This is a genomic window from Clostridium sp. AF37-5 (assembly GCF_003477605.1).
Classification (GTDB): Bacteria; Bacillota; Clostridia; order Lachnospirales; family Lachnospiraceae; genus Eubacterium_F.
The window spans coordinates 3931-28438 of the sequence record NZ_QUDR01000027.1; the positions used below are offsets into that span (position 1 = coordinate 3931).

Sequence of the window (24508 nt, forward strand, 5' to 3'; positions counted from 1 at the left end):
GGTAGCCTTTTTTTATAAACATTTTTAGCAGATGTGCTTTCCGAACCATCCCGTACGATGCCGAGCGATTCAAATTTGTAGCCGCCCGATTTTACAACATCACTGTCATCAATGTGAATGACCGGTTCGGAAGGAACCCATTTCTTGATCTGCTGAAGATAAGAAGATGCAGCTTGTGCAGGAATACCTTTATCAAGATGTCTGGAAAGACGATCTACAATATTTATCTTTTTGGAATCTTCATGAAGCTGATCTACAACATCAGTCAGAAGACAGCTTCCGGCAGCAAGCATACCGTAAGTCATATCAGCAGTGAATTTGCGTTCCGGTTTCGAAAGCTGTTTGAAAATTTTATTTGTAAAATTTAAAATTTCCCGTTTCAATGTATAAGTATTTGTTGTAAAATAAACCATAGGGAATCCTCCTCTTTTTTGTTTAGTACGATTTTTTTGTGTTGCAATCTATATTTAGCTGTGTTAAGATATGCACAAGCAGAAAGTCCAAACATTATCAGAAAAAGTCAAATAGTATAGAGTATCGAGAAAAAACTTCACTGCTAAATCATAAAAAACAAAATTGAAAAAGCAGGGAGGTTAGCACATGGGACATCTCCCTGAGAGGGAGGTATGTCATATGAGAAGACACATTGATTTTGACAAAATCGGCATCACCGATGATGTAATGTTTTGCACCGTGTTAAGCAATTCCGAGGATTGCCGAGAGTTTTTACAGAGAATCCTTGGGATTGAGATTGAGGAAATTGTCGTCGTGGGAACCCAGGTGAGCATGAAATCGAATTTTCACGCGAAGGGTGTCCGTCTTGATGTTTATGCAAAGGACAAAAAGGAAAACGCCTATGACATTGAGATGCAGACGACGAAGATGAGAGAACTGCCACTGCGGAGCCGGTATTACCACAGCGAGATGGACAGTTACCAGATTGCCGAGGGAGAGAAGTATGGAAACCTAAAACATTCGATTGTTATTTTTGTTTGTAATTTTGACTTGTTTGCCAAAAATCGGAGTGTATATACATTTGAATCGATTTGCCGTGAGGATACAGAGATTCATTTGCAGGATAAAAGGAAAACGATTTTTATTAACATAAACGGAAGCAGAGAAGGTGTGCCGAAGGAACTTGCGCATCTTCTTGATTACCTGAAAACAAAGACTCCGACGGATGGGTTTACGGAGCGGCTGGAACAGCGCGTGCTGGAAATCCGGCGAGATACGGAATGGAGGGATGATTATATGACGCTGGAAATGAAGATGGATGAGAAGTATGAACAGGGGCGTGAGCAAGGATTGAAAGAAGGGATTACAAAGGGAATCGAGCAAGGGATTGAGCAGGGAATCGAATTAGGAATTGGCCAAGGCTTGCGTGTACAGATTCAGAAAAAATTAAATAAAGGAAAGTCAATTTCACAAATTGCTGACGAGTGTGAAGAATCGGAAGAAGAAATTTGGAAAATAATTAGAGAAAATGGTTGGAATGTATAGAAAATTTATTAGCGGTTGGCATAGTGCCATTTAAAACCAGATGGTTAAAATTTGGAAAAATCAACAATAATTGACTAGTATAATAGATAAGCGTATAATACATACGGATGTGAAAAAAACAGAAAGAAGAGTTTAAGAGATGAATCAAAAGAAACGAGTTGTTTTGACGGTATGCGCAGCAGCAGCTATTGTTAGCCTTGTGCCATTTCGGTCATTGCCGAGTGCTACGATGGTGAAGGGACAGGAGATGGCGACAGCATTGCCTGAGGTGACACCGGACGCAGGGGCAACGAGTACGCCTATGCCGACAGAAATTCCGGCAACACCAGTGCAAACACCGGCTGTACCGGTAGAGAAATTGCCTAGTGTAAAAAAAGTAAAGGTAGTTCGTTTTTCCACCCACAGTGTAAAGCTGACATGGAAGAAACAAAAGAAGGCAAAGTATTATCATGTTTTTGTTTCAACAAAGAAAGATGGAAAATATCGAAAGAAGCTTTCAACAAAAAATAATGTCTGCCTTGTGAAAAAACTGAAAAACAAAAAGAAATATTATTTTTACATAACGGCAGGAGAGAAAAAGCAGCTGTCGGAGACCGATAGCAATCCTTCTAAAGTTGTTTCTAAGAAGATGAAAACGTATGTGAGGACAACAGTGTTTGCCGGCGATTCGATTACGGAAGGCTTGACATACGAAGGTGGTTTCGCCCATATGCCGATTGGTGGTAAAAAGAGGACGATTGCATACCGGGGACTGAATACGGTGACATTCCATACAAAGAGAGTGTTTCATGGAAGAACCGGACTTCAGAAGCTGATTGCTGCCAAACCATACCGCGTGTATATGATGCTTGGTATGAACGAGATTCATTATCAGAAGATTAGTAATATGTTAAGTGAGTACCGTGACATGTTAGAGGCAATTAAGCAGTCTTGTCCGGATACGGATATTATTGTGTGTGCAATTTCACCGGTGACGCGTGCAGAAAAAGCAAGACATCCGGGATTCTGGCAGCGACCGGTCTTTAATCGAAAGTTAAAGAAACTGGCGAAGAAGATGAGCGTTACCTATTTGGATTATACCGATTTTTTGAAAGATTCAAAAGGGTATTTGAAGGCGGCTTATGCAACAGGAGACGGATATCATTGGAAACCGCCGGCATATGCTAAGTTCGGAAAGATACTGGCAAAATATGATAGACAGAGAGATGGTCGAGGAGGAAAATAAAGATGAAAAAATACGGCATGAGAATAGCAGCGGTTGTATGCATGGTAATTATGTGTATCAGTCTGTTTCCACAGATGGGACAGGCGGCAAAGAAAAAGGAAAGTTGCAAGACACTTTGCGGGTATGCGTTAAAAACAACCGGTGGTGCAAAGAAATTGAAATATTCTTCGGCGGCTGCACTGGACTTTGGAGCGCTTACTCACTCAGTTCGCAGCCAGGTGAAAACGATTCAGTATGTATGTGATTCAAAAGAGGCGTACAGCCTTTGTGTGATGGAAGCAAAAAATGGAAAAGGTGCGAAAAAATTATATAATGCTTTGAAAAAGTACCAGAAGGCAAATAGCAAGAGTGATTATTTAAGTGATTATTCTAAAACTGAGCAGAAAGTATTTAAGAATGCAATTTATGGGAAAAAAGGAACTTTTGTCTGGTATATTGCAATGTCTCCGTCAAAAGCTGTCAACAAAAAAGGACAGGCGGCATTGAAGAAGAAATTGTAGGAGAGGCTGCCTCATGGTATTTAGTAGTTTATTGTTTTTGTTTCGGTTTTTGCCGATTATGTTAGTTGTTTATTACTGCACCCCAAGGAGATTCCGCAATGCGGTTCTTTTTGGGGGCAGTTTGGTTTTCTATGCATGGGGAGAGCCGGTTTATATTGTCTTGATTCTGTTCTCTATACTTGTAGCATATTGCGCCGGACTTCGTCTTTCTTATTATCAGAAAAGAGAAAATAAACGAGGACAGATTTGTTCCTTAACAATTGCCTGCGTAGTCAGTCTGCTTTTGTTAGGGTTCTTTAAGTATGCGGACTTTTTTTTGCGGATGGCCGGATATATGGCAGGTGTAGAAATGCCGCAGTTAAATCTTCCTCTGCCGATTGGTATTTCTTTTTACACTTTTCAGACGATGTCCTATGTGATTGATGTGTACCGGAAAGAAGTGAAGGTGCAGAAAAACTTTGTGACGTTTGGAACCTATGTTGCGTTGTTCCCACAATTGATTGCCGGACCGATTATCCGCTATCAGACAGTGGAAGAACAGATGGTAAAACGGAAAGAAACAATTGATTTATTTAGTAAGGGAATTGTTCGATTTATGATAGGTCTCGGGAAAAAAGTGTTGATTGCCAATCCGATTGGCGATCTCTTTCGTGAAATTGCCGGCATGGGGGCGGCGGATTTGACAACGGTTTCTGCATGGCTTGGTGTGATTGCATTTACGTTACAAATATATTTTGATTTCTCCGGTTATTCAGATATGGCAATCGGACTTGGCTCGATGTTTGGATTTTCTTTTCCTGAAAACTTTAAGCATCCGTATGAATCGAAAAGTATTACCGAGTTTTGGCGCAGATGGCACATTTCTCTTGGTACATGGTTTAAGGAATATGTTTATATCCCGTTAGGTGGCAATCGAAAGGGATTTGGCAGACAAATTTTAAATATTTCTATTGTATGGCTTTTGACCGGATTGTGGCATGGGGCTTATGGAAACTTTGTTGTATGGGGAATTTACTACGGAATTCTTCTTATGATTGAAAAATTGTTGTGGAAGCCGGTATTTAGCCGTCTGCCATCTTTTTTCATGCATTTATATACGATGTTTTTTGTGATTCTTGGCTGGGGAATTTTTTCGTGGCAGGATATGGCAGATGGAACAAATTATTTCAAAACATTATTTGGCATCAGTGGAAATTTTGTTAATCGAGAGGCAATGTATCTGCTTTCCTCTTACCTGATTTTACTTGTGATTGCCATTATTGGTTCGGTTTCGCTGCTTCGCACCTGTATAAACCGATTCTTTTTGCCGGAGAAGACCATGCGTCGAGAAGTGTGTGGTACGTTGTTTGTCGTTGTTGTTTTTATACTGAGTGTTGCGCTGTTAGTCAATTCTTCGTATAATCCTTTTTTATATTTTCGATTTTAGGAGGTGTGGTGGATGAGAAAGATGAAACTGGCAATGCTCATTGTTTTTTTTGTCATACTTTTTGGCGGTACGGTGGCTTCTTTTGTTCTGCCGGACCGGGAGTTTTCAGATGTGGAGAACCGTGAACTGGCTAAGAGACCGAAAATCACGGCAAAGCGCATTTTATCGGGAGAATTTCAAAAGGAATATGATACATATTTAAGTGATCAGTTTTTCTTCCGTGACAAATGGGTGGACTTGGCAGTGAGAGAGCAGGTTGCCCTTGGGAAAAAAGACTTTAATGGCGTTTATCTTGGCAAAAATAATTACCTGCTTGAAAAATACGAAAAGGCGGATTTTGATTCAGGGCAGATAAAGGAAAATGAAACATATCTGACAACGTTTCTCAATGAAACGGAAAAAAGATATGGCAGGAAGCATGTGAGGGCAATGTTTGTTCCATCGAAAACGACAGCGCTTACAAATGTTTTGCCTGCTTACGCAGACACGATAGACTGGCAGTCTATGATTCGGGATTTGCAGACAAAAGTTGATGAGCCTAACTTGATATACGATTTAACGAAAACGATGCAGTCGCATAATGAGGAATATATTTACTATCGGACGGATCATCATTGGACAAGTCTTGGGGCTTATTATGCATATCGTGCATGGGCACTTCAAACCGGACGGAAAGCAAAAGATTTATCCGATTTCAAGCGCGTATCTGTATTTGATGATTTTTATGGGACTACCTATAATAAGATTCATGCCGGTGGTGTGGCGGATGTGGTGGAAAAATTTGAAAGCAAAAATCCGGTGAAAACAAAAGTAGTGTTTGATGATGAAGAGAAAACCTATTCTTCTTTATATTTCCCCAATGAGGCGAAAAAAGGGTTTAATCGTTATCAGTATTTTATGAAGAAAAATTCGTTTCAAGTGGAAATTACGACGAAAGCCTATACGGGTAAAACGCTTCTTTTGGTAAAAGATTCATTCGCTAACTGCTTTGTTCCATTTTTGACGGAACATTTTGATAAGATAATTATGATTGATTATCGTTACGGGAAAATGGCAATGGGAAATCTTTTGTCGTCAAATTCGGATATTACGGATGTGCTTGTTTTATATAATACAGAAAAATTTTTGCAAAATAAAAAACTGGAAAAACTTGCGGATATCCGTAAAGGAGAAAGTACCATGAAAGAATTTGACATGAATGACTTACTTGGATAGGAGGCAATTAAAGTGGAAAAAACAGTACATTTTATTATGTATCATTACGTGCGTGATTTAAAAAACAGCGAGTATCCGACCATTAAGGGACTTGACAAAGAATTGTTTGAGAAACAGCTTGCATATCTTTTGGAGCATTATACACCGGTGCGAATGGATGAGATTCTTGCAGCATATCAGAAAAATGCTTTTTCAGACATTCCGGAAAATGGTTTTGTTCTGACGTTTGATGATGGGTATATTGATCATTATGAGGTTGTTTATCCGATTTTGAAAAAGGTCGGAGTGCAGGGAGTTTTCTTTCCAAATACAATGGCATGGAAGGAAAACAAATTATTGACGGTAAACCGGATTCATTTTATTCTGGCGGCTGTAGAGTTGAAGGGGAGCTTGGCAATGAAACAGCTGGTAGCCGATTGTTTTGAAGAGATGGATTTTTATCGAAATCAGGGTGTAACTCTTTTGTCCAATGAGGAATTATATCAAAATCTTGCGGTTGCTAATCGCTGGGATCCGGGTGAGGTTATTTTTGTAAAGCGGCTATTGCAAAATGCTCTGCCTGAAGAAATCCGGACGGAAATCGCAAAGCACCTGTTTCAAAAATATGTGGGATGTGAGGAGAGCACTTTTGCAGAGAAATTGTATATGAATTTTTCACAGATGAAAGAAATGAAGAAAAATGGCATGTTCTTTGGAATTCATGGTTATGACCATTACTGGCTTGCCAAACTTCCGAAAGAGCAGATGCAAAAAGATATAGATATGGCACTAGAAGCGATGGACGAAATTATCGATAAAGAGTGTTTTGTTATGAATTATCCATATGGAAATTACAGTGAGGAAGTGATTTCTTATGTGAAACAAAAGGGCTGTGGCCTGGGTGTTTCGGTTGAAGCAAGGGGGGCACAATTAGGCGTTGATAACCGGTTTGCACTTCCACGCTGGGATTGCAATGATGTGTATCCGAAGGGGGAGAAAGTGTAATAATAGCTGCCTCGTAAAGGGGCAGCTATTATTTTAGAATTCGCTTGGTTTTATCTATTATCACAGAAATATGACTGAAACGGGAATAAACACCGATAAAATGGTGGATAATACCGAACAGATATATGCGATTTATTGCTATCATTTAAGAAAAGAGCAAAGGAGCATATTTATGAGTGATATCAGCCGTGAAGACGAGATTATTGGGGCGAATGTGAAAAAGTTTCGTGAATCACAGGGGATTAGCCGCAAGGATTTGGCACATATCTTTCACATTTCAGAAGATGGAGTGTATCGTATTGAACGTGGTGAGACAGGGTTATCCAGCGCATATGCCTATATACTGGCAAACCAGTTACATTGTGATATGAATTTTATTTATGGTTTGACAACAGACCCGATATGTTTGAATATGGAGTGCATGGATAAAGAACAATTGACACCAGAAAATGCAATTAGCAAGATTCGGTGGTATACGGATATGTTGGAAAAAGTGTTGAAGGGATGATGAGATAGGTTATGCTGACGGCGATAAATACCATATTGGAAATGGCGGCTACACTTATTTGTGTGAATTATTTATTTGGAAAGAGGTATTATTTTAGCATCTATGATGCGGTTTTTATGGTAGCAGAGGTTACTTTAATTGAATCGGCAAATTATTTTGGGCTGTCCAAGGGGATGGCTTTCTTTGGGTATGTGGGAATTTACATATATGAATTGTTGAAATTTAAGTGTTCAATACGAAAAGCAAATGTGAATTTAGTGCTTTTTATCATTATTGGAGTGTTTTCACAAGTTGTATGTTCGATTCCGGCGTTTATACTGGAAGGATATCTGTCAATTGATTTATTGGTTATTAGCGTAAATGTTTTCATGATTATATTGATGCTTATTCTTGGTAAGAAGGGTTTACTTTATAAAATATCAAATATAATTTTGAATTATGATCGGTGGATTTACGTGGCAACAATATTGTGTCTTGTAGGTGCAGTTTATTTGTTAGTTATTTATAAAATGGAAGAGTATCTTAGGGTGACAGACTACATCATTTTTGGCATATGGACACTTTTAATTGCTGTGCTAATTGTTCGATGGCAACAGGAGAAATATGAAAAACTATCGAAAGAAAGGGAATATGAAATACATAAAACTTACGATGGTGTATATACGCAATTGCTTGATTCAATGAGAAAAAAACAACATGATTTTCATAATCATATAACAGCAATCTATAGTCATCATTTGATGGCAAAGGATTATGATACATTGGTGGCCTTACAGAAAAAATATTGTGATGAAATTATGGAGGAAAATCGATATGCACGATTACTTTCTAGTAATTCTCCAATAGTTATTGCATTTTTGTATTCTAAATTTATAGAAGCCGAGTCTAAGGGATGTCGGATAACATACGACATTAAGGTAGATGAATTACAATGTAAAATACCAGATTATAAACTGATTGAAGTTTTAGGCATTCTTTTAGATAATGCAATTGAAGCCGTACAAGATTATGATTTGAAAAATATCTGGGTAGAGATGCGGGAAATGACAGATATAATACATGTAGCAGTAAAGAATAATTCGCGCTATTATAAGCAGGAGGAGCTCATACAACTTATGGGAATGGGATATTCAACAAAGGCACAAAACAGAGGAATCGGATTATCTAAGGCAAAGGATATTTTGATGGAGTATGAGTGTGATTTAAGAATATATTGTGAGGAGAATGAGAATACCCGGATTGTGTTTGATTTCACAATAGAGAAAAGTCAGAGAACATAATAGCTGCTCTCTGACAAAAATGAATGGCAAGAATGAATTACTTTTCATTTTCGGTAGGATATGGTTGTTCTCCGAATAATAACAAACTCATCTTTGTCCAATGAAGGATTCCTGCAAAGGCAATGCAAAAATTACAAGCCTTAAATATCCATGATTTCGATAGACGCTTCATGAGGCACCTCCTTTCTCACAATTTTTGCTGCAAGCAGTTGAAAAGATTGCAGCATAATTATCCAAAAACCAGTGATGATATACTGGTTTGGCGGAACAATGTACATGATAAGCGCGTAGATGGTAATGATGTGAAAAGCCTGACGTTTGGCTTTTCGTATCTGAATACCGTTTGGAATAGGACGGTACGAAGAGACAATTGGTGCAAACAAATAATTGATGAGTATACATAGTAAAAGCAGGACAAAGTAGAGGGGACGGGGAAGCAATATTTTTGGGAGTTGGCATATGCCTATATATAAAAGAAAAAAAGACAATGCCAAACAACTGAAGTAATGCTTAAAATGCAGTCCACCGGTACATGTCCGAAGTACAAGTAAAGTAGCAATGGCTGCCAGATATTGAAAAAAGTAATCGGTCAGAATAAAGAAAATACCCATTATGATAAGTTTACTTACGTCTGAAAGAATACTAATTATCGTATAGCGTATTTGTCCGATTTGAAAATCAGAATAACCGTAATTATTTTTTAAGTAGTCATGTATTTTCATTGCTTCGCCCCCTCGCGAATAGTATAAGGGCAAACTTAAGACGAAACGGATATATTTACCGAACTAGGTGATTTCATAAACAAAATACCAAAAGACGAAACAAAGGAGAGGATGAAAATGAAAGAGGTACTGATTTTAGAAGACAAAAGTGAGACCAGAAAGGTGCTTGCCGGTCTGGTAAAGGAAGTGCATTCGGATGCCGTAATTTATGAGGCTGCAGATGAAAAGACGGCGTATGATATTGCAATGAAGAGAACAATTGACTTGTTTTTGGTAGATATTATTTTACATCCACAACAGCACGATGATGTATCCGGTGGGGAATTTGCTCAGAATATAAGAAAAGTTGATAAATATTTGTTTACGCCAATTCTTATCATTACTTCCATGTATGATCCGAAAATGTGTATGTATTCGTCTGTTCACTGTTACCAATTTATCGAAAAACCGTTTGATTTTGAAAAAGTAAAGCAAACAATTCAAGAGGCAATTCGCTATGAAACGGTACAGGAAAAGGACCGGTCACTGATGTTTCGGACAGAAGGAATGTTAGAAATGATTGCCGTTTCGGAAATTGTATATGTAGAAAGTGTAAACCATCGTTTAGAGATTGTAACAACGTCGGGTCGGATTGAGATTCCGTATAAAACTTGTAACAGTCTGTTAAAGGAGTTGGACAGCGATAATTTTGTATTATGTAAGCGTGGCGTGATTGTAAATTTGAAATTTGTGAAAAAAGTAGATACAGTTAACCGCTACATATTGTTAGCGGATAATTTTGGCAGTTTGGAAATTGGACCGATTTTGAAAAATGATTTTATAAAGAAAATGAAAGCACGGGGAATTATTTGAGTAACAAAAAAATGCTGTTTGGTAAATTGGGCAAAATCTTTTCTCCAAACATTGAAAATCTTTCCTATTCATGGTATAATAACACGAATATATTGAAAACATGTTAGGAGGATGAACAATGAAAAAGTTAATAGCAATGGGTCTTACCGTAATTATGACGGCGGTGGCTGTATGCGGATGTGGCAGTTCCGATAGCGGAAATGATGCAAAGAAGAGCGACAACCAGACAAAACAGCAGGCTGTTAAGGTGATTGATGTAGACTTGACTAGTGAAGAGTATGCGTTTGGTGTAGATAAAAACAAACCGGAACTTTTGACACAGGTCAATGATTTTATCAAAGAGATTAAAGATAATGGAACGTTTGATGAAATCTGTAACAAATATTTTGGTGGCGGAAATCCAACACCGGTAAAATCCGAGAAACTTGATACATCGAAAGACCAGCTTTTGGTTGCAACGAATGCTTCTTTTGAGCCATTTGAATACATGAAGGGCGACAGTTACTATGGTATTGATATGGAAATTGCGGCTGCACTTGCAAAAAAATTGAACAAAGAACTGGTAATCCAGAACATGGAATTTGATTCCGTCTGCTTGTCAGTTGGACAGCATAAGAGTGATATTGCCATGACAGGTCTTACGATTAAAGAAGACAGAAAGAAATATGTAAACTTTACGGATCCTTATTATAATGCAGCACAGAGACTGATTGTCAAAGGTGACAGCACAGAGTTTGATAACTGTAAAGATAAGGCAGCAATTGAAAAGATTTTGAAAACAAAAGATAAGAGTGTAACGATTGGTGTGCAGAACGGTACAACCGGTCAGTTCTACTGCGAAGGTGACAAGAGCTGGGGCTTTGAAGGTTACAAAGTAACCACAACCGGTTATAAAAATGGTTCTTTAGCAGTACAGGATTTGATTAATGGTAACATCAATTATGTAGTCATCGATTCTGCACCGGCTAAGTGTATTACAGAAGCAATTAACAAAATGCAGTAATAGTCAGCAGGTTCGTGATTCATACGGACCTGCTTTTTACGAGGTAGATATGGATAATTTTGGATTAAAAATTGAAGCGTTTAAGCAAATTTTCTTTGAGCAGAATGGATATCAGAAGGTAATAGAAGGCTTGCAGAATACATTGATTATTGCAATTGCCGGTCTTTTGATTGGTATTATTATAGGTATTTTGATTGCGACTGTACGTGTTGTGCCAAAATACAAGATACTGCCAAGAATTTTGAATGGTTTTTGTTCTTTTTATGTTGGCTTGTTCCGTGGAACACCGATGGTAGTGCAGTTGCTTGTGTGCTATTATGTATTGCTTCCGATTATCGGAGTAAAACTTACGGGTGTGCAGGTGTCTGTGCTTGTGTTTGGTTTGAATAGTGGTGCCTATATTTCAGAAATGATGCGTGCCGGTATTTTGTCCGTAGATGGCGGACAGATGGAAGCCGGACGTGCGATGGGACTTAGTTTTGCAACGACAATGCGAAAAATTGTGATTCCACAGGCGGTAAAAAATATTTTGCCAACACTCGGAAATGAGTTTATTGCCTTAATTAAAGAGACTTCTGTTGTAAGTTTTGTTGGTGCGGCTGACCTTTATGTGGCATTTAACTATATTGGCAGTAACAGCTATGAATTTATGGTTCCTTATCTGGTGATGGCAGTGATTTACATTGCACTGGTGTTGCTTATTTCACTCGGAATCAAATGCATGGAAAGGAGCCTGAGAAAAAGTGATAGACGTAATTAATTTGAAAAAAAGTTTTGGCAGTCATGATGTATTAAACGGAATTGATATTACCATCAACAAGGGCGATATCGTGGTTGTCATCGGACCAAGTGGTTCAGGAAAAAGTACGTTTCTTCGATGCTTAAACTGTATGGAAGACCCTACAGGTGGGCAGATTATTTTTAATGATGTAGATATTGCAGATCCGCATGTAGATATTAATGTGCATCGACGCCATATGGGTATGGTTTTCCAGCATTTTAATCTGTTTAATAATAAAACGGTGTTAGAAAATATTATGCTGGCGCCGGTTCATGTCCGCTGCAAGGGACTGCACGGTGCAAAGCGCAAAGAAGAGGTTAAAAAGATTCGCGAGCAGGCGATGGCACTTCTTGCACGTATCAATATGCAGGACAAAGCAGATGTGTATCCTTCTACCTTATCCGGTGGACAAAAGCAGCGTGTAGCGATTGTACGTTCACTGGCAATGAATCCGGATGTGATTTTGTTTGATGAACCAACAAGTGCACTGGACCCGGAGATGGTTGGTGAAGTTTTGGACCTGATGAAGAGTCTTGCAGATGAAGGAATGACAATGGTGATTGTCACTCATGAGATGGGATTTGCCAAGGAAGTAGCAAACCGGGTAATCTTTATTGACGATGGAAAAATCTTAGAGGAAGCTACGCCGGAGGAGTTTTTTAATCATCCAAAGAATCCGAGACTGAAAGATTTTCTTTCAAAAGTGTTGGTATAGATTTTATAAGATTGCATAAAGAAAAAGTAGAAATCTTCTTGTGTCAGAGAAGATTTCTACTTTTTTGTTTTTATAAGTTAGCAAGTGTTGGCCAGTTTTCGTCGCGTTCTAAGATGTTTAACGGTGTGCCATCACTCATGTGGTAACCGGAAGAAGAGCCATTGCCCGGATATTCTCCTGTGACGTCCGGCCATGTGATACCGATTGCAGGATCATTCCAAACAAGTCCGCCATCATCCCCCGGATGATAGAAGTCGGTACATTTATAACAAAATTCAGCCCATTCACTAAGAACGAGATAACCATGGGCAAATCCCTTTGGAATATAAAACTGTTTTTTGTTTTCCTCTGATAATTCAAGTCCATACCATTTGCCGTAGGTTTCACTGCCTTTTCGTAAATCGACGGCAACATCGAATACCGAGCCACGGATAACACGGACGAGTTTTCCCTGTGGAAAATTTTTCTGATAATGAAGTCCGCGCAGAACACCCTTGCCGGAACTTGACTGATTATCCTGAACAAAGTCCAAATCAAGTCCTGCCTCTTTCATATCATTTAAGTTATAGGTTTCCATGAAATATCCGCGGTCATCACCGTGTACAGTTGGTGTGATGACACAGAGTCCCTCGATTCCACCTGCATTTTTTTCTACTTGTATCTGTCCCATGAGAAGACCTCCTAAATATTTGTTTGTTTTAAGTATCTATTAAGTGCATCTTTCCAATCCGGAAGCGGCACAAAACCATGTGCAGTAAGTTTGCTCTTGTCAAGACGGCTGTTGAATGGACGGGCTGCTTTCGATACACCGTATTCTTTGGTTGTCACCGGTTTTACAGTCAGATGATTTTCATCATAGCAGTCATATCCAAGTGAAGAAGCCTGACGAAAGATTTCACATGCAAAATCATACCAGCTGATATAGCCGCCTTCATTTGTTGCGTGATAAATTCCGTATTCTTTGGTTTCTATCATATCAACAAGGAGTCTTGCTAAGTCAAAGGTGTAAGTTGGCGTACCAATCTGGTCGTCTACTACGGTTAGTGTGTTATGTGTTTTGCCGACATTCAACATAGTTTTAATGAAATTGTTTCCATGAGTGCCAAAAACCCATGCAATGCGGACAATAAAATAATCGGAGAGGAGTTCTTTTACTGCTTGTTCACCGGCAAGTTTTGATGCACCGTATACATTCAGCGGTGCGTAATTTTGCTGGTCCGGTGTCCATGGCGTTTTGCCTTGTCCATCAAAGATATAATCGGTGGAAATATACATCATAGGGATGGCTGAATCTTTACATACTTCTGCGATATAGCGTGTGCCGGATGCATTGACTGCCATGACTTTTTCTTTGTTTTCTTCCTCTTCGGCAGCATCCACTGCAGTCCAGGCAGCGCAGTGAATCACGCCGTCCGGGTTTGCACCATGGATTACAGTATTTACACTTTCTTTATTGGTAATATCCATTTCTTCAATGTCAACGCCGATGGCAGTGTGTCCTCTTTTTTCTAACTCATTTACGACATCAAAGCCAAGCTGTCCTTTTACTCCTGTGACAAGAATTTTCATTGAAAAACCTCCTATCGATTGCCATACATTTTTTCATAATAATTCTGGTATTCGCCGGAAATAATTTCTTCCCACCAGTCTTTGTTATCAAGATACCACTGAATGGTCTTTTTAATTCCATCGGCAAATTTGGTTTCCGGAAGCCAGCCAAGTTCGTTGTGTATTTTTGTCGGGTCGATGGCGTAGCGCATGTCGTGTCCCTTACGGTCTGTCACATAGGTAATCAGACTTTCCGGCTTGTGTAACTCTTTGCATATAATTTTTACAATGTCAATATTTTTCATTTCATTGTGGCCGCCAATGTTATAAACCTCACCAACTCTTCCTTTGTGGATAATCAAATCGATGGCTTTGCAGTGGTCCTCCACATAGAGCCAGTCACGGACATTTTCGCCTTTGCCATAAACCGGGAGAGGTTTGTCGTTTAGCGCATTGGCAATCATAAGAGGAATCAGCTTTTCCGGGAAATGATAAGGTCCATAGTTGTTCGAGCAGCGGCTGATGGTAACCGGCAAATCGTAGGTGCGGTGGTAAGCTAAAACCAAAAGGTCAGCGGCTGCTTTTGAGGAACTGTACGGACTGCTCGTGTGAATAGGAGTTTCCTCCGTGAAAAATAAGTCCGGTCTGTCGAGTGGTAAATCACCGTAAACCTCATCGGTGGAAACCTGATGATATCGGGTAATGCCATATTTGCGGCAGGCATCCATCAAAACGGCAGTTCCTTTGATGTTGGTATCCAAAAAGACCTCCGGATTTTCAATGGAGCGGTCCACATGGCTTTCTGCAGCAAAGTTTACGACAATATCTGGTTTTTCTTCTTCAAATAACCGATAAACACCCTCGCGGTTTGTAATATCCTCTTTTACAAAACGAAAATTTTTGTTATCCATTACAGGTGCGAGTGTGGAAAGATTTCCCGCATAAGTCAAGCAGTCTAAACAGATGATGCGGTAATCCGGGTACTTCTTTAACATATGAAAAATAAAATTGCTTCCAATAAATCCGGCACCGCCGGTAACGATAATAGTCATAATGTTCTCCTTTTCTCTAGCGCAGTACATCAAGATATTTTCCGTCTAATACATCTTTTAAATACTGTCCATATTGATTTTTCTTTAATACTTCATAGACTGCCATTACATCTTCTTTGCTTATCCAGCCGTTTAAGTATGCAATTTCTTCCAGACATGCAATTTTTCTGTGCTGGTGAGTTTCTACGGTTTTTACAAAATTTGTTGCATCTACAAGGCTTTCGTGAGTTCCGGTATCAAGCCAGGTAAAGCCCTGTCCGAGTAATTCCACATTTAAAGCATTGTTTTCTAGATAAATGCGGTTTAAGTCTGTGATTTCAAGTTCGCCTCTGGCACTTGGTGTTAGACCTTTTGCGTATTCCACAACTTTATTATCGTAGAAATAAAGTCCGGTTACACAGTAATTGCTTTTAGGCACTTCCGGTTTTTCTTCAATCGAAACAGCTTTTCCATCTTTGTCAAATTCCACAATACCAAAACGCTCCGGATCATCTACATAATAGCCGAATACGGTTGCACCTTTTCCGGTTTCCGCATTTTCTACGGCTGCCGTTAACCGCTTTTTCAAACCATGTCCGGCAAAAATATTATCACCGAGAACCATAGCTACGCTGTCATCGCCAATGAAATCTGCTCCGATGATAAAAGCTTGTGCAAGACCATCCGGACTTGGCTGTACGGCATAGGATAAATGGATGCCAAAGGAGGAACCATCCTTTAAGAGTTCTTCAAATCGCGGTGTATCCTGTGGCGTGGAAATAATGAGAATATCCCGGATGCCGGCGTTCATAAGCACGGAAAGTGGGTAATAAATCATTGGTTTATCATAAATTGGTAAAAGTTGTTTGCTTGTTACAGTTGTGAGAGGATACAGGCGAGTGCCGGAACCTCCTGCTAAAATAATCCCTTTCATAGTGACCTCCGTTTTATTTGATATTTATATCATATAACATGACGTAACGTCACCTGCAAGAACTTTTTTTAAAAATTTGAAAAAAATAGATAAATTAGCAGTCTGAATCCATTTTTACGGCACGAAACAGACCGGCATCCTTAGTAATTGGAAATCCACCAGCAACCTGTTTTTCAATATAAGAGGCAAAATCACGATAACGCGATGCTAAATACTGGTTTTGGTTTCCGTGGCAGGATAAAATATAGGAAATCAAAGGAGCTGCCTCTGTGACAAACAGTGAATCCTCGTAGTCTATCCATGTTACGTCTTGAAAGCAGGAAGATAGAATCGCGGCTCCATTTTCTTTTCCAAAATGAAGGTATAAATTGTCCGCAGACAAAGTGATTCTTTCGTCAAATCCTCTGGCAAGGCTTGTGACTTCTTCCATATGATGTTCACCGTATGTGCTGGCAATAAGCACGCCGTTTGGATTTAAGACGCGTTTGATTTCTTTTAGTGCATCCATCGGATTGTCCAAATAAAATAACACATGGTTGGCAAGTACGAGGTCAAACTGGCTGTCTGCAAAAGGCAGGTGGGCGGCATCTGCCACAACATAGGTAAAATCTCTGTTGGAGCATGATTTGAGATTTCTTCTAGCGTCGCGGAGCATTCCCTCTGAAATGTCGGTAAGGGTAACTGAAAGCCGACGGGGAAGTTTATCCTCGTTGGTTGTCCAGAAAGTGCCATCGCCGCAGCCAATTTCCAAAATATTCATATCGTTTTTAATATGACATTGTTCAAAAATCCAAGGGAACCATCCTTTTTTATTCGTGCTGTATAATTCATGCAGATGAATTCTGGCGTTAATGTTCGAGGCATCCATATATTGGTTTTTTAAACTTTTTTCCATGGAGGTCATATGAATCAAATCCATCATCTGTTTCCAGTCCACTTCTTTTTTTTGGCGGATGGTGTCAGCGGTTGTCTGGATGGTCTGCTCCATCAACTGTAATTGCTCTCTGCGGTCTTTTACTAGTTTGAGCTGGATATCAAGAGAGTCCAAAAGAACGTGCCGGTCCGGGTGATTCAATGTCATGTCGCGGATTTCGGACAGAGAAAATCCAAGGAACTTAAACAGAAGAATTTGCTGCAGTTTCACAAAATCCGAGTCAGTATAAAATCTTGCCCCGTGTTCATTTACATAAGAGGGTTTTAAAAGATTCTGTTTGTCGTAATAGCGGATGGTCCGCAGTGTTACGTCTGCCATTTTGGCAAACTCACCGGATGAATAGTAGCCGTCTTTTTTCATACAAAAACCCCCTGTTTCAATCATTAATAATATTATAGCGAAAGAAACAAGGGGGTGCAACCTTCGTATTATACTAATTCGGCAATGCGGCTTACACCGACATAAATTTCAGAAATTTTATACCACGTGCGGAATCCGACAATGCCATCCTGTGTCAGACCGAAAATTCGCTGAAAGGTTTTAACCGCTTCTTCTGTAGCAGGACCAAATACGCCATCCTCTGCAATTTTTGGAATGAGTGGATAGGCGTTCGATATAACATTTAACTGGCGCTGCATCTGGCGCACTTTTTCACCGGAATCGCCCACACGGAGCGGCGAGCCGGGATAAGAGGATGGAATACCGGAGATTTCATCGGTGGAATTAATATAAATGGAATCGCCGTAGTAGTTGCGGAGAATTTCGATGGCTGTGTATCCCTGGTCGCCAAGTGCCTTGGAACCCCATTGGCTGAGCCAGTTTGGACAGCTGACATTTTTTCCATCACAGTACTGAGTAAGAATTGGTTGCTCTACATTTGGTCTTGAAAGATATTCACTGAAAATTTCATCCACAATAGCGGATATATTTTCAAAAACATTGCGCCCCGGAACAAATTTGTGGTCGTAGGCGGTGGAGGAAGTAATGGTGAAATCTTTTCCCTTATTTCGATACCATTCGGTGTAAACACGGTTTAAGGTAAATGACTGGATAGCAAGGATATTGGCGCGGATGGTTGCTTCCGGCCAGGTGGAATAAATTTCACTGCTTGCAACATTTTTGATGTAGTCACGATACCGGACATAATAATCTTTGGCACGGGTGTCTGATGGGGGACCATCATGAACAACAACATACTCCGGGATGACAACACGGCTTAATACAATTTCTCCGGTTTCTTCCACCGTTTTGATTTCACTTTCCGGTATTTTTGGCGGGTAATCGCCCCATAGTGTATGGTCAGGAATGACAAAAAGTTCCGCACTGTCGGTTTCGCCTGTGGCAAGAGGAAGCAGAGAAGCGTTCTGAATGGCTGTCTCACCGGAAAAAATTTCTGCTCCATTAATTTCGACCGATTCAAAACCGGAAGCGGAGATTGTGATGGTGTATTCCGAATACGGTTTGTTTGCAGAAGGGGTCATGCTGTAATCCACCGGCGGTGCGGCAAGTTCAATGTCATTTAACTGTCCCACGTTATTGGTGACAGCTTCCTCTATAATGTTTTCCGGTTCGTTTTCTGAGGTAATCTGCACGGTGGCATCAGGAATCGGAAAGCCAGAGTTATCCGACACAACGTGTATATTTAATTTGCCATAATCCATAAAAAATCCTCGTTAGACATAGATTAGTATATTTTATGAACAATATGTGAAAAGTTTCATTTGTTATTGACATTGGCACAAAAATCTGGTATAAACATTAAGATACTAACAGTTTGCATGCTAATGATTAAATGACTATTGATTAGATATAGAATGATTTGGAGGTGAAAAACTTTGCAGGAACAGAAAAAAAAGAAGATTCGTTCCCGTGATATTACGCACCGCATGATTGTGATGAATCAGATGCATCGCAGGATGCTGGAGTGTAATCTGGAAGGAACCGGGATTCACAGAGCACAACATCGTCTTCTGATGACGCTTGCGAAACATTCATTTGCATCGCAGGTAGAACTTGCTAAATTTTTAGAAATTTCACCGGCGACAGTTGCCGTTGCACTGAAGGCGCTGAAAAAGTCCGAATACATTACACAAAAGATGCGTGAAGAAGATAACCGACGCAATTTTGTGGAATTGACGGAAAAGGGGCGGAAATTGGTAGAAGAAAGCTGTGACTTTTTTGATATGTTAGATGAACAAATGTATGTGGGATTCTCGGAAAGCGAAAAAGAACAGTTATGTGATTACTTTGACCGTATTTATGAAAATATGGAACGATTAAAAAATGCAGCGATGGAGGGACAAAATGAAACAGTATAAAAAATATGTAATTCCTTATAAGTCAGCATTTATCCTTGGACCAATCTTTATGATTGTGGAGGTGCTTGGCGAAATCATTCTGCCGAAATTAATGTCCATGATTATTAACTATGGATGTGGACAGGATGTTACGGTGGTAGCGAAGGGTCCTGCTTACATTATCGGGATAGGAGCAGCTATGATAGGAACGGCTCTTCTTATGATGATGGGTGGCGTGCTTGGTGCTTATTTTGCAGTAAAGGCATCCGTAAATTTTGCCGGTGATTTGCGAAGAGATGTTTTTGCCAAAGTGCAGAAATTTTCCTTTGCCAATATCGAAAAATTTTCAACCGGTTCTTTAGTGACGCGATTAACAAATGATATTACGAACATTCAGAATGTCTTAAGCATGGGACTTCGAATGCTTTTGCGTGCACCTGGTATGTTAATTGGTGGTTTGATTATGGCATTTCTTATGAATGCGAAACTGGCACTGGTTTTCTGTGTCGTAATTCCGGTTTTGATTATTGCACTTGCGTTTGTTATGAAGACTGCATTTCCGCGGTTTGACGTGATGCAGACAAAGATTGACGGACTCAATTCAAGAATCCAGGAAAATATCACAAACCAGCGTGTTGTAAAATCTTTTGTGCGTGATGATTTTGAAAAAGAGACCTTTGACCGTGCGAACAACGAATTAAAAGATAAAACACTTCGTGCGATGAAGGTTGTTATTCTCACAATGCCGATTATGACATTAGCAATGAACCTTACGGTTATGGCAGTTGTCTGGTTTGGCGGTCAGCAGATTTTGATTGGCGATATGCCGGTTGGAAACCTTACAGCATTTACTACTTATGTAACGCAGATTTTGATGTCGCTTATGATGGTTTCCATGATTATGATTCAGGGTTCTCGTGCGATGGCATCTTCTCATCGTATTTTGGAAGTGTTAGATACGGACATTGACTTAAATGATGACAATGCATCTGAGAAAGACCGCTTGGTAACATCCGGTGAAATCGAATTTAAAAATGTCTGCTTCCGTTATTATAAAAAACATAAGAAAAATGTTTTGCAGAATATTAATTTTACAGCGAAACCGGGCGAAGTGGTTGGTATCATCGGCTCGACAGGTTCCGGAAAAAGTTCTCTTGTGCAGCTGATTCCACGTCTGTATGACTGTGATGAAGGGGAAGTGTTAGTAGATGGCGTGAATGTAAAAGAGTATTCACTGAATCATCTGCGTGACGGCGTTGCGATGGTGCTTCAGAAAAATACGCTGTTTTCCGGCAGTATTATGGAAAATCTCCGCTGGGGCGATGAAGAGGCAACGGATGAACAGGTGAAAGAGGCTGCAAAGGCAGCACAGGCAGACGGCTTTGTCAGTGAGTTCGCAGATGGATATGACCGTGAACTTGGACAGGGCGGTGTCAATGTTTCCGGTGGACAAAAACAGCGTCTTTGTATTGCGAGAGCACTGCTTAAGAAACCGAAAATCCTTATTTTGGATGACAGTACCAGTGCAGTAGATACAGCGACTGAGGCACAGATTCGGAAGAGTTTTTCAACGACTTTAAAAGATACAACAAAATTGATTATTGCGCAGCGTATTTCTTCTGTTGAGGATGCTGACCGGATTCTTGTTATGGATGAAGGACAGATTGTTGGACAGGGAACGCACAAAAAATTATTAGAATCCTGTGAAACATATCAGGAAATTTATTATTCACAGAGAAGCAAAGAGGAGGTGGCAGGATGAGTCAGGCAAAAAATCAGCCACATGGCGGCATGGGACCGGGACCAAAACATGGACCAGGCGGCCCGAGACATATGATGGGTGGCAAGCCAAAAGAATCACGTGCTACCATTAAAAGACTTCTTGAATATATGGGAAAAGATAAGATGCTTGTTGTATTGGCACTTGTCTTTGTGCTTGTGTTCAGTGGAGCAACATTAGCCGGTTCTTATATGTTAAAACCGATTGTTGACCAGCTTGGCAAAACGGCGTTACAAGTTGCTTCTTTGAAAAATAAAAATTTAGATTTTAGTACAGTGCTGGCAGATGGTACATGGACACTTTTGAAAGGTGTACTTACCATGTTGGTTATTTACGGCGTCGGAGTGCTTGCAAACTATTTGCAGCAGCGTATTATGATTGGTGTTTCCCAGCGTGCGCTGATTCGTATCCGCAAAGATTTGTTCGACCATTTGCAGGATATGCCTGTTCGCTATTTTGACACAAATGCAACCGGAGATATTATGAGCCGGTTTACCAATGATATTGATATGATTGGTGAATTATTAAATAATACGGTTATTCAATTGATTTCCGGTGCAATCAGTATTATCGGAACAACCATTATCATGATATGCTTAAATGTCTGGCTTGCTCTTCTTACCATTGTCATGGTTCCTGTTATGGTTAAGGCAGGTGGAAGTATTGCCAAAAGAAGTTCCCGTTATTACCGTGAACAGCAGAGTGCGCTTGGTGATTTGAATGGTTACATTGAAGAGACTGTTACCGGTCAGAAGGTTGTAAAAGTTTTCTGCCACGAGGACAAGGCAGTGGAAGAATTTGTAGATTTAAACAATGACCTTCGTGAAAAACAGATTAAAGCACAGTTTTTTGGCGGCATTATGGGACCGGTTATGGGAAATATCGGTCAGGTCTGCTATGGTCTGACGGCAGCAATTGGTGGTCTGCTTTGTTATTTTGGAAGACTTTCTATCGGTGGTCTGACGGTGTTTGTTAATTATTCCAGACAGTTCAGCCGCCCGATTAATGAAATTTCCATGCAGGTAAATACGATTTTCTCGGCACTTGCCGGTGCAGAGCGTGTATTTACGGTAATGGATGCGGATGTGGAAGAAGCTGATGCAGATGATGCCGTTGAAATGAAAGATGTCAAGGGCGAAGTGATTATGGAGCACGTAAACTTTGGCTATGATGAAAATAAAGTTATTTTAAAAGATATCAACTTGTATGCTCATGCCGGACAGAAAGTGGCATTTGTTGGTTCTACCGGTGCCGGAAAGACGACCATTACAAACTTACTGAATCGTTTTTATGATATTCAGGAAGGAACAATTACGATTGACGGCATTGATGTGAAAAAATATAAACGCCGTTCGCTCCGTGAAAATATTGCGATGGTTTTACAGGATACGCATTTGTTCAGTGGAACCGTGCGTGAAAATATTCGCTACGGAAGACCGGATGCAACGGATGAGGAAGTAGAACAGGCTGCGAAAACGGCAAGTGCTCATTCGTTTATCATGCGTCTTGAGGACGGCTACGATACCGTACTTGAGGGAGATGGAACAAATTTAAGTCAGGGGCAGCGCCAGCTTTTGAATATTGCCCGTGCAGCTCTGTCAATGGCACCGATTCTTGTGCTGGATGAGGCAACCAGTTCTGTCGATACCCGTACCGAAATGCATATCGACCACGGAATGGAGCGCTTGATGAAAAACCGTACAACATTTGTAATTGCCCACCGATTATCTACCGTTCGTAATGCTGACTGCATTATGGTATTGGAGCAGGGCGAGATTATTGAGCGTGGAACACACGAAGAACTGCTGGCAAAAAGAGGAAGATATTATCAGCTTTATACCGGTGCTGTAGAGTTAGACTAGATATTGCAGAACTAAATTTTGTGTTGGAATACATTTGACACAGTTTTCAATTATGATACAATGATAAGGATAAAATAAAAATCGTAGAATTGGAAAGGGGCAAAAGACAATGCAAAAGAGTAGAAAAAGAATTGTAAGCGCAATTGTAAGTGCATCTTTAGTGCTTGGATTGTGGACAGGATATGCCATTCCTGCCCGTGCGGAGGAAAATGGAAGTGGACAAACTCCACCGACCGAAATTGGCGAACCAACACCGACACCTACGGTGACACCATCCGCATCTCCAAGTGTTGAACCAAGTACAGAGCCAAGTGCGGAGCCAACGGTTACGCCGGAGCCGGTAGATGTGACCAAAATTGCGATAAGCAGAAAATCAGCGGTTTTGATGGTAGGAAAAACATTAAAGCCTGTGATAACGGGAACGACTTCAACAGTTACCTGGACAAGTGCCAATGAAAAAATTGCTAAGGTGGATGAAACCGGAAAAATTAAAGCACTCAAAAAAGGTAAAACGGTAATTACGGCAGCAGTTGACGGCATCACAAAAACCTGCGAAATTACGGTTGTTGCAAAAATGGCAAAGAAAGATTTCAGTAAATTTAATTCAGAGAACTTTGTGAATTTCTGTCAGCGTTATGGCTACAGCCATGGTTATGCATGGAATGGACAGTGGAAGGGCGGAAGTAAGAAAAAAGCAACAGCCCGCGGTATTAAAATTGGTGCATCCAAGACAAAGGTTCAAAAAGCCTATGGAGAACTGACTTGGAAAAAATGTACATCAAAAGACCCATTTAGCAAAATGAAAGGTCTTAAGAAAAACAAAGTAAAAACTTATGGAGATGCAGTTTATGGCAAGTATCGAATCCGTTTTTACTTAAACAGCAAGAAAAAAGTTGTTGCGATTATATTTGCCTGCAACATCTCAAAGATTAAGAAAAAACATTTGAAGAAATATATGTAGAAAATTTCTGAAATTGCTGCAAAACAACGAAAAAGGAACGGCACAGCTGATTATTTGGCTGCCGTTCCTTCATTTGTTTCTGCCGTTGCGGTTTCTTCCGTGTCGTTCTCGGATTCTTCTGTTTCCTCTTCGTTTTCTTTTTTCGGCGGCTGAGAAAGTAAGGTCAGTATAATCATCAGAATACTTAATACAATTGGCGCAGCATAAACGACTGCTTTGCCGGCGGCACTAATTGTAACAGGCTCTGTGTTAAACCAAATCAGTACACCAAAGTGAACGATAAAAACCAGTGTGCCGAGAATGGCACTAATTACTCTGGCAAGCATACTTTTTTCGCCCCCGAATTTCGCACGGGATACGAAGAAAACAAGGAGAAAGGCAATTGATGAATCCAACAGACAGAAAATTAACATTCCCGGATTGATTGTCATAGTCTTTCCTTTCTGTATA

Annotated in this window: 25 protein-coding genes; 16 read left to right on the top strand and 9 right to left on the bottom strand. The window is 40.0% G+C overall.

All coding sequences use genetic code 11. The features are described from left to right. The coding region (locus DW019_RS13315) for a hypothetical protein (RefSeq protein WP_347474425.1) at positions 1-413 on the bottom strand (413 nt) is incomplete at its 3' end. Positions 414-633: 220 nt separating this feature from the next. On the opposite strand from DW019_RS13315, the gene DW019_RS13320 reads away from it, so the two are divergent. From DW019_RS13320 to DW019_RS13355, 8 genes are all read left to right on the top strand, one after another. Then, on the top strand, positions 634-1500 hold the full coding sequence (locus DW019_RS13320) for an Rpn family recombination-promoting nuclease/putative transposase (RefSeq protein WP_182431148.1): 867 nt from the start codon (positions 634-636) through the stop codon (positions 1498-1500). 139 nt (positions 1501-1639) lie between these two features. After that, the gene (locus DW019_RS13325) at positions 1640-2725 is read left to right on the top strand and encodes a GDSL-type esterase/lipase family protein (RefSeq protein WP_118443892.1); all 1086 of its coding nucleotides are present in this window, start codon (positions 1640-1642) and stop codon (positions 2723-2725) included. 2 nt (positions 2726-2727) lie between these two features. Beyond that, the gene (locus DW019_RS13330) at positions 2728-3225 is read left to right on the top strand and encodes a DUF4358 domain-containing protein (RefSeq protein ID WP_118443893.1); all 498 of its coding nucleotides are present in this window, start codon (positions 2728-2730) and stop codon (positions 3223-3225) included. A 13-nt stretch (positions 3226-3238) separates the two neighbouring features. Beyond that, positions 3239-4651, top strand: a complete 1413-nt coding sequence (locus tag DW019_RS13335; RefSeq protein WP_118443894.1) for an MBOAT family O-acyltransferase — start codon at positions 3239-3241, stop codon at positions 4649-4651. Between the two features lie 12 nt (positions 4652-4663). After that, positions 4664-5866, top strand: a complete 1203-nt coding sequence (locus tag DW019_RS13340) for a DHHW family protein (RefSeq protein WP_118443895.1) — start codon at positions 4664-4666, stop codon at positions 5864-5866. Between the two features lie 12 nt (positions 5867-5878). Continuing rightward, the gene (locus DW019_RS13345; RefSeq protein WP_118443896.1) at positions 5879-6850 is read left to right on the top strand and encodes a polysaccharide deacetylase family protein; all 972 of its coding nucleotides are present in this window, start codon (positions 5879-5881) and stop codon (positions 6848-6850) included. Between the two features lie 172 nt (positions 6851-7022). Next, positions 7023-7358: a helix-turn-helix transcriptional regulator gene (locus DW019_RS13350; RefSeq protein WP_022375981.1), complete on the top strand. Its 336-nt coding sequence runs from the start codon at positions 7023-7025 to the stop codon at positions 7356-7358. Positions 7359-7369: 11 nt separating this feature from the next. Further along, entirely contained in the window at positions 7370-8638 is a 1269-nt protein-coding gene (locus DW019_RS13355) for a GHKL domain-containing protein (protein WP_118443897.1), read from the top strand. Positions 8639-8778: 140 nt separating this feature from the next. On the opposite strand, the gene DW019_RS13360 is transcribed toward DW019_RS13355, so the two are convergent. Then, complete coding sequence (locus tag DW019_RS13360; protein ID WP_117477908.1) at positions 8779-9360, bottom strand: accessory gene regulator B family protein; 582 nt, start codon at positions 9358-9360, stop codon at positions 8779-8781. A gap of 117 nt (positions 9361-9477) precedes the next feature. On the opposite strand from DW019_RS13360, the gene DW019_RS13365 reads away from it, so the two are divergent. The 4 genes from DW019_RS13365 (at position 9478) to DW019_RS13380 (ending at position 12711) form a co-directional block, all read left to right on the top strand. Beyond that, positions 9478-10212, top strand: a complete 735-nt coding sequence (locus DW019_RS13365) for a LytTR family DNA-binding domain-containing protein (RefSeq protein WP_182431149.1) — start codon at positions 9478-9480, stop codon at positions 10210-10212. 118 nt (positions 10213-10330) lie between these two features. After that, the gene (locus DW019_RS13370; protein ID WP_117477910.1) at positions 10331-11215 is read left to right on the top strand and encodes a transporter substrate-binding domain-containing protein; all 885 of its coding nucleotides are present in this window, start codon (positions 10331-10333) and stop codon (positions 11213-11215) included. A gap of 49 nt (positions 11216-11264) precedes the next feature. Continuing rightward, entirely contained in the window at positions 11265-11975 is a 711-nt protein-coding gene (locus tag DW019_RS13375) for an amino acid ABC transporter permease (protein ID WP_022375976.1), read from the top strand. Next, entirely contained in the window at positions 11959-12711 is a 753-nt protein-coding gene (locus tag DW019_RS13380) for an amino acid ABC transporter ATP-binding protein (protein ID WP_022375975.1), read from the top strand. Before DW019_RS13375 ends, DW019_RS13380 begins: the two co-directional genes overlap by 17 nt. A gap of 70 nt (positions 12712-12781) precedes the next feature. On the opposite strand, the gene rfbC is transcribed toward DW019_RS13380, so the two are convergent. From rfbC to DW019_RS13410, 6 genes are all read right to left on the bottom strand, one after another. After that, the gene (gene rfbC, locus DW019_RS13385) at positions 12782-13381 is read right to left on the bottom strand and encodes a dTDP-4-dehydrorhamnose 3,5-epimerase (protein WP_117477912.1); all 600 of its coding nucleotides are present in this window, start codon (positions 13379-13381) and stop codon (positions 12782-12784) included. Between the two features lie 11 nt (positions 13382-13392). After that, positions 13393-14280 carry a dTDP-4-dehydrorhamnose reductase gene (gene rfbD, locus DW019_RS13390; protein ID WP_118443899.1) on the bottom strand — a complete coding sequence of 296 codons (888 nt, stop codon included), beginning with the start codon at positions 14278-14280 and terminating at the stop codon, positions 13393-13395. A gap of 11 nt (positions 14281-14291) precedes the next feature. Next, positions 14292-15311: a dTDP-glucose 4,6-dehydratase gene (gene rfbB / locus DW019_RS13395; RefSeq protein WP_117477914.1), complete on the bottom strand. Its 1020-nt coding sequence runs from the start codon at positions 15309-15311 to the stop codon at positions 14292-14294. Between the two features lie 16 nt (positions 15312-15327). Then, on the bottom strand, positions 15328-16224 hold the full coding sequence (rfbA, locus tag DW019_RS13400) for a glucose-1-phosphate thymidylyltransferase RfbA (RefSeq protein ID WP_117477915.1): 897 nt from the start codon (positions 16222-16224) through the stop codon (positions 15328-15330). A gap of 94 nt (positions 16225-16318) precedes the next feature. Beyond that, a complete protein-coding gene (locus DW019_RS13405) occupies positions 16319-17518 on the bottom strand; it encodes a methyltransferase domain-containing protein (RefSeq protein ID WP_118443900.1) in 1200 nt (399 codons plus the stop codon). A 68-nt stretch (positions 17519-17586) separates the two neighbouring features. Continuing rightward, entirely contained in the window at positions 17587-18819 is a 1233-nt protein-coding gene (locus DW019_RS13410) for a peptidoglycan-binding protein (RefSeq protein WP_118443901.1), read from the bottom strand. A 174-nt stretch (positions 18820-18993) separates the two neighbouring features. On the opposite strand from DW019_RS13410, the gene DW019_RS13415 reads away from it, so the two are divergent. The 4 genes from DW019_RS13415 to DW019_RS13430 all read left to right on the top strand — a co-directional run bounded on the left by DW019_RS13415 (position 18994) and on the right by DW019_RS13430 (position 24058). Next, positions 18994-19476, top strand: a complete 483-nt coding sequence (locus tag DW019_RS13415) for a MarR family winged helix-turn-helix transcriptional regulator (RefSeq protein ID WP_022375968.1) — start codon at positions 18994-18996, stop codon at positions 19474-19476. Continuing rightward, positions 19463-21217: an ABC transporter ATP-binding protein gene (locus DW019_RS13420; RefSeq protein ID WP_118443902.1), complete on the top strand. Its 1755-nt coding sequence runs from the start codon at positions 19463-19465 to the stop codon at positions 21215-21217. The genes DW019_RS13415 and DW019_RS13420 overlap by 14 nt, the downstream gene beginning before the upstream one ends. Beyond that, positions 21214-23097, top strand: coding sequence for an ABC transporter ATP-binding protein (locus DW019_RS13425; RefSeq protein WP_118443903.1), 1884 nt, complete (start codon positions 21214-21216; stop codon positions 23095-23097). Before DW019_RS13420 ends, DW019_RS13425 begins: the two co-directional genes overlap by 4 nt. 109 nt (positions 23098-23206) lie before the next feature. Then, on the top strand, positions 23207-24058 hold the full coding sequence (locus DW019_RS13430; RefSeq protein WP_118443904.1) for an Ig-like domain-containing protein: 852 nt from the start codon (positions 23207-23209) through the stop codon (positions 24056-24058). 50 nt (positions 24059-24108) lie between these two features. Here DW019_RS13430 and DW019_RS13435 read toward each other — a convergent pair whose 3' ends face one another. Further along, the gene (locus tag DW019_RS13435) at positions 24109-24489 is read right to left on the bottom strand and encodes a hypothetical protein (protein ID WP_117477921.1); all 381 of its coding nucleotides are present in this window, start codon (positions 24487-24489) and stop codon (positions 24109-24111) included. Positions 24490-24508 lie beyond the last annotated feature (19 nt).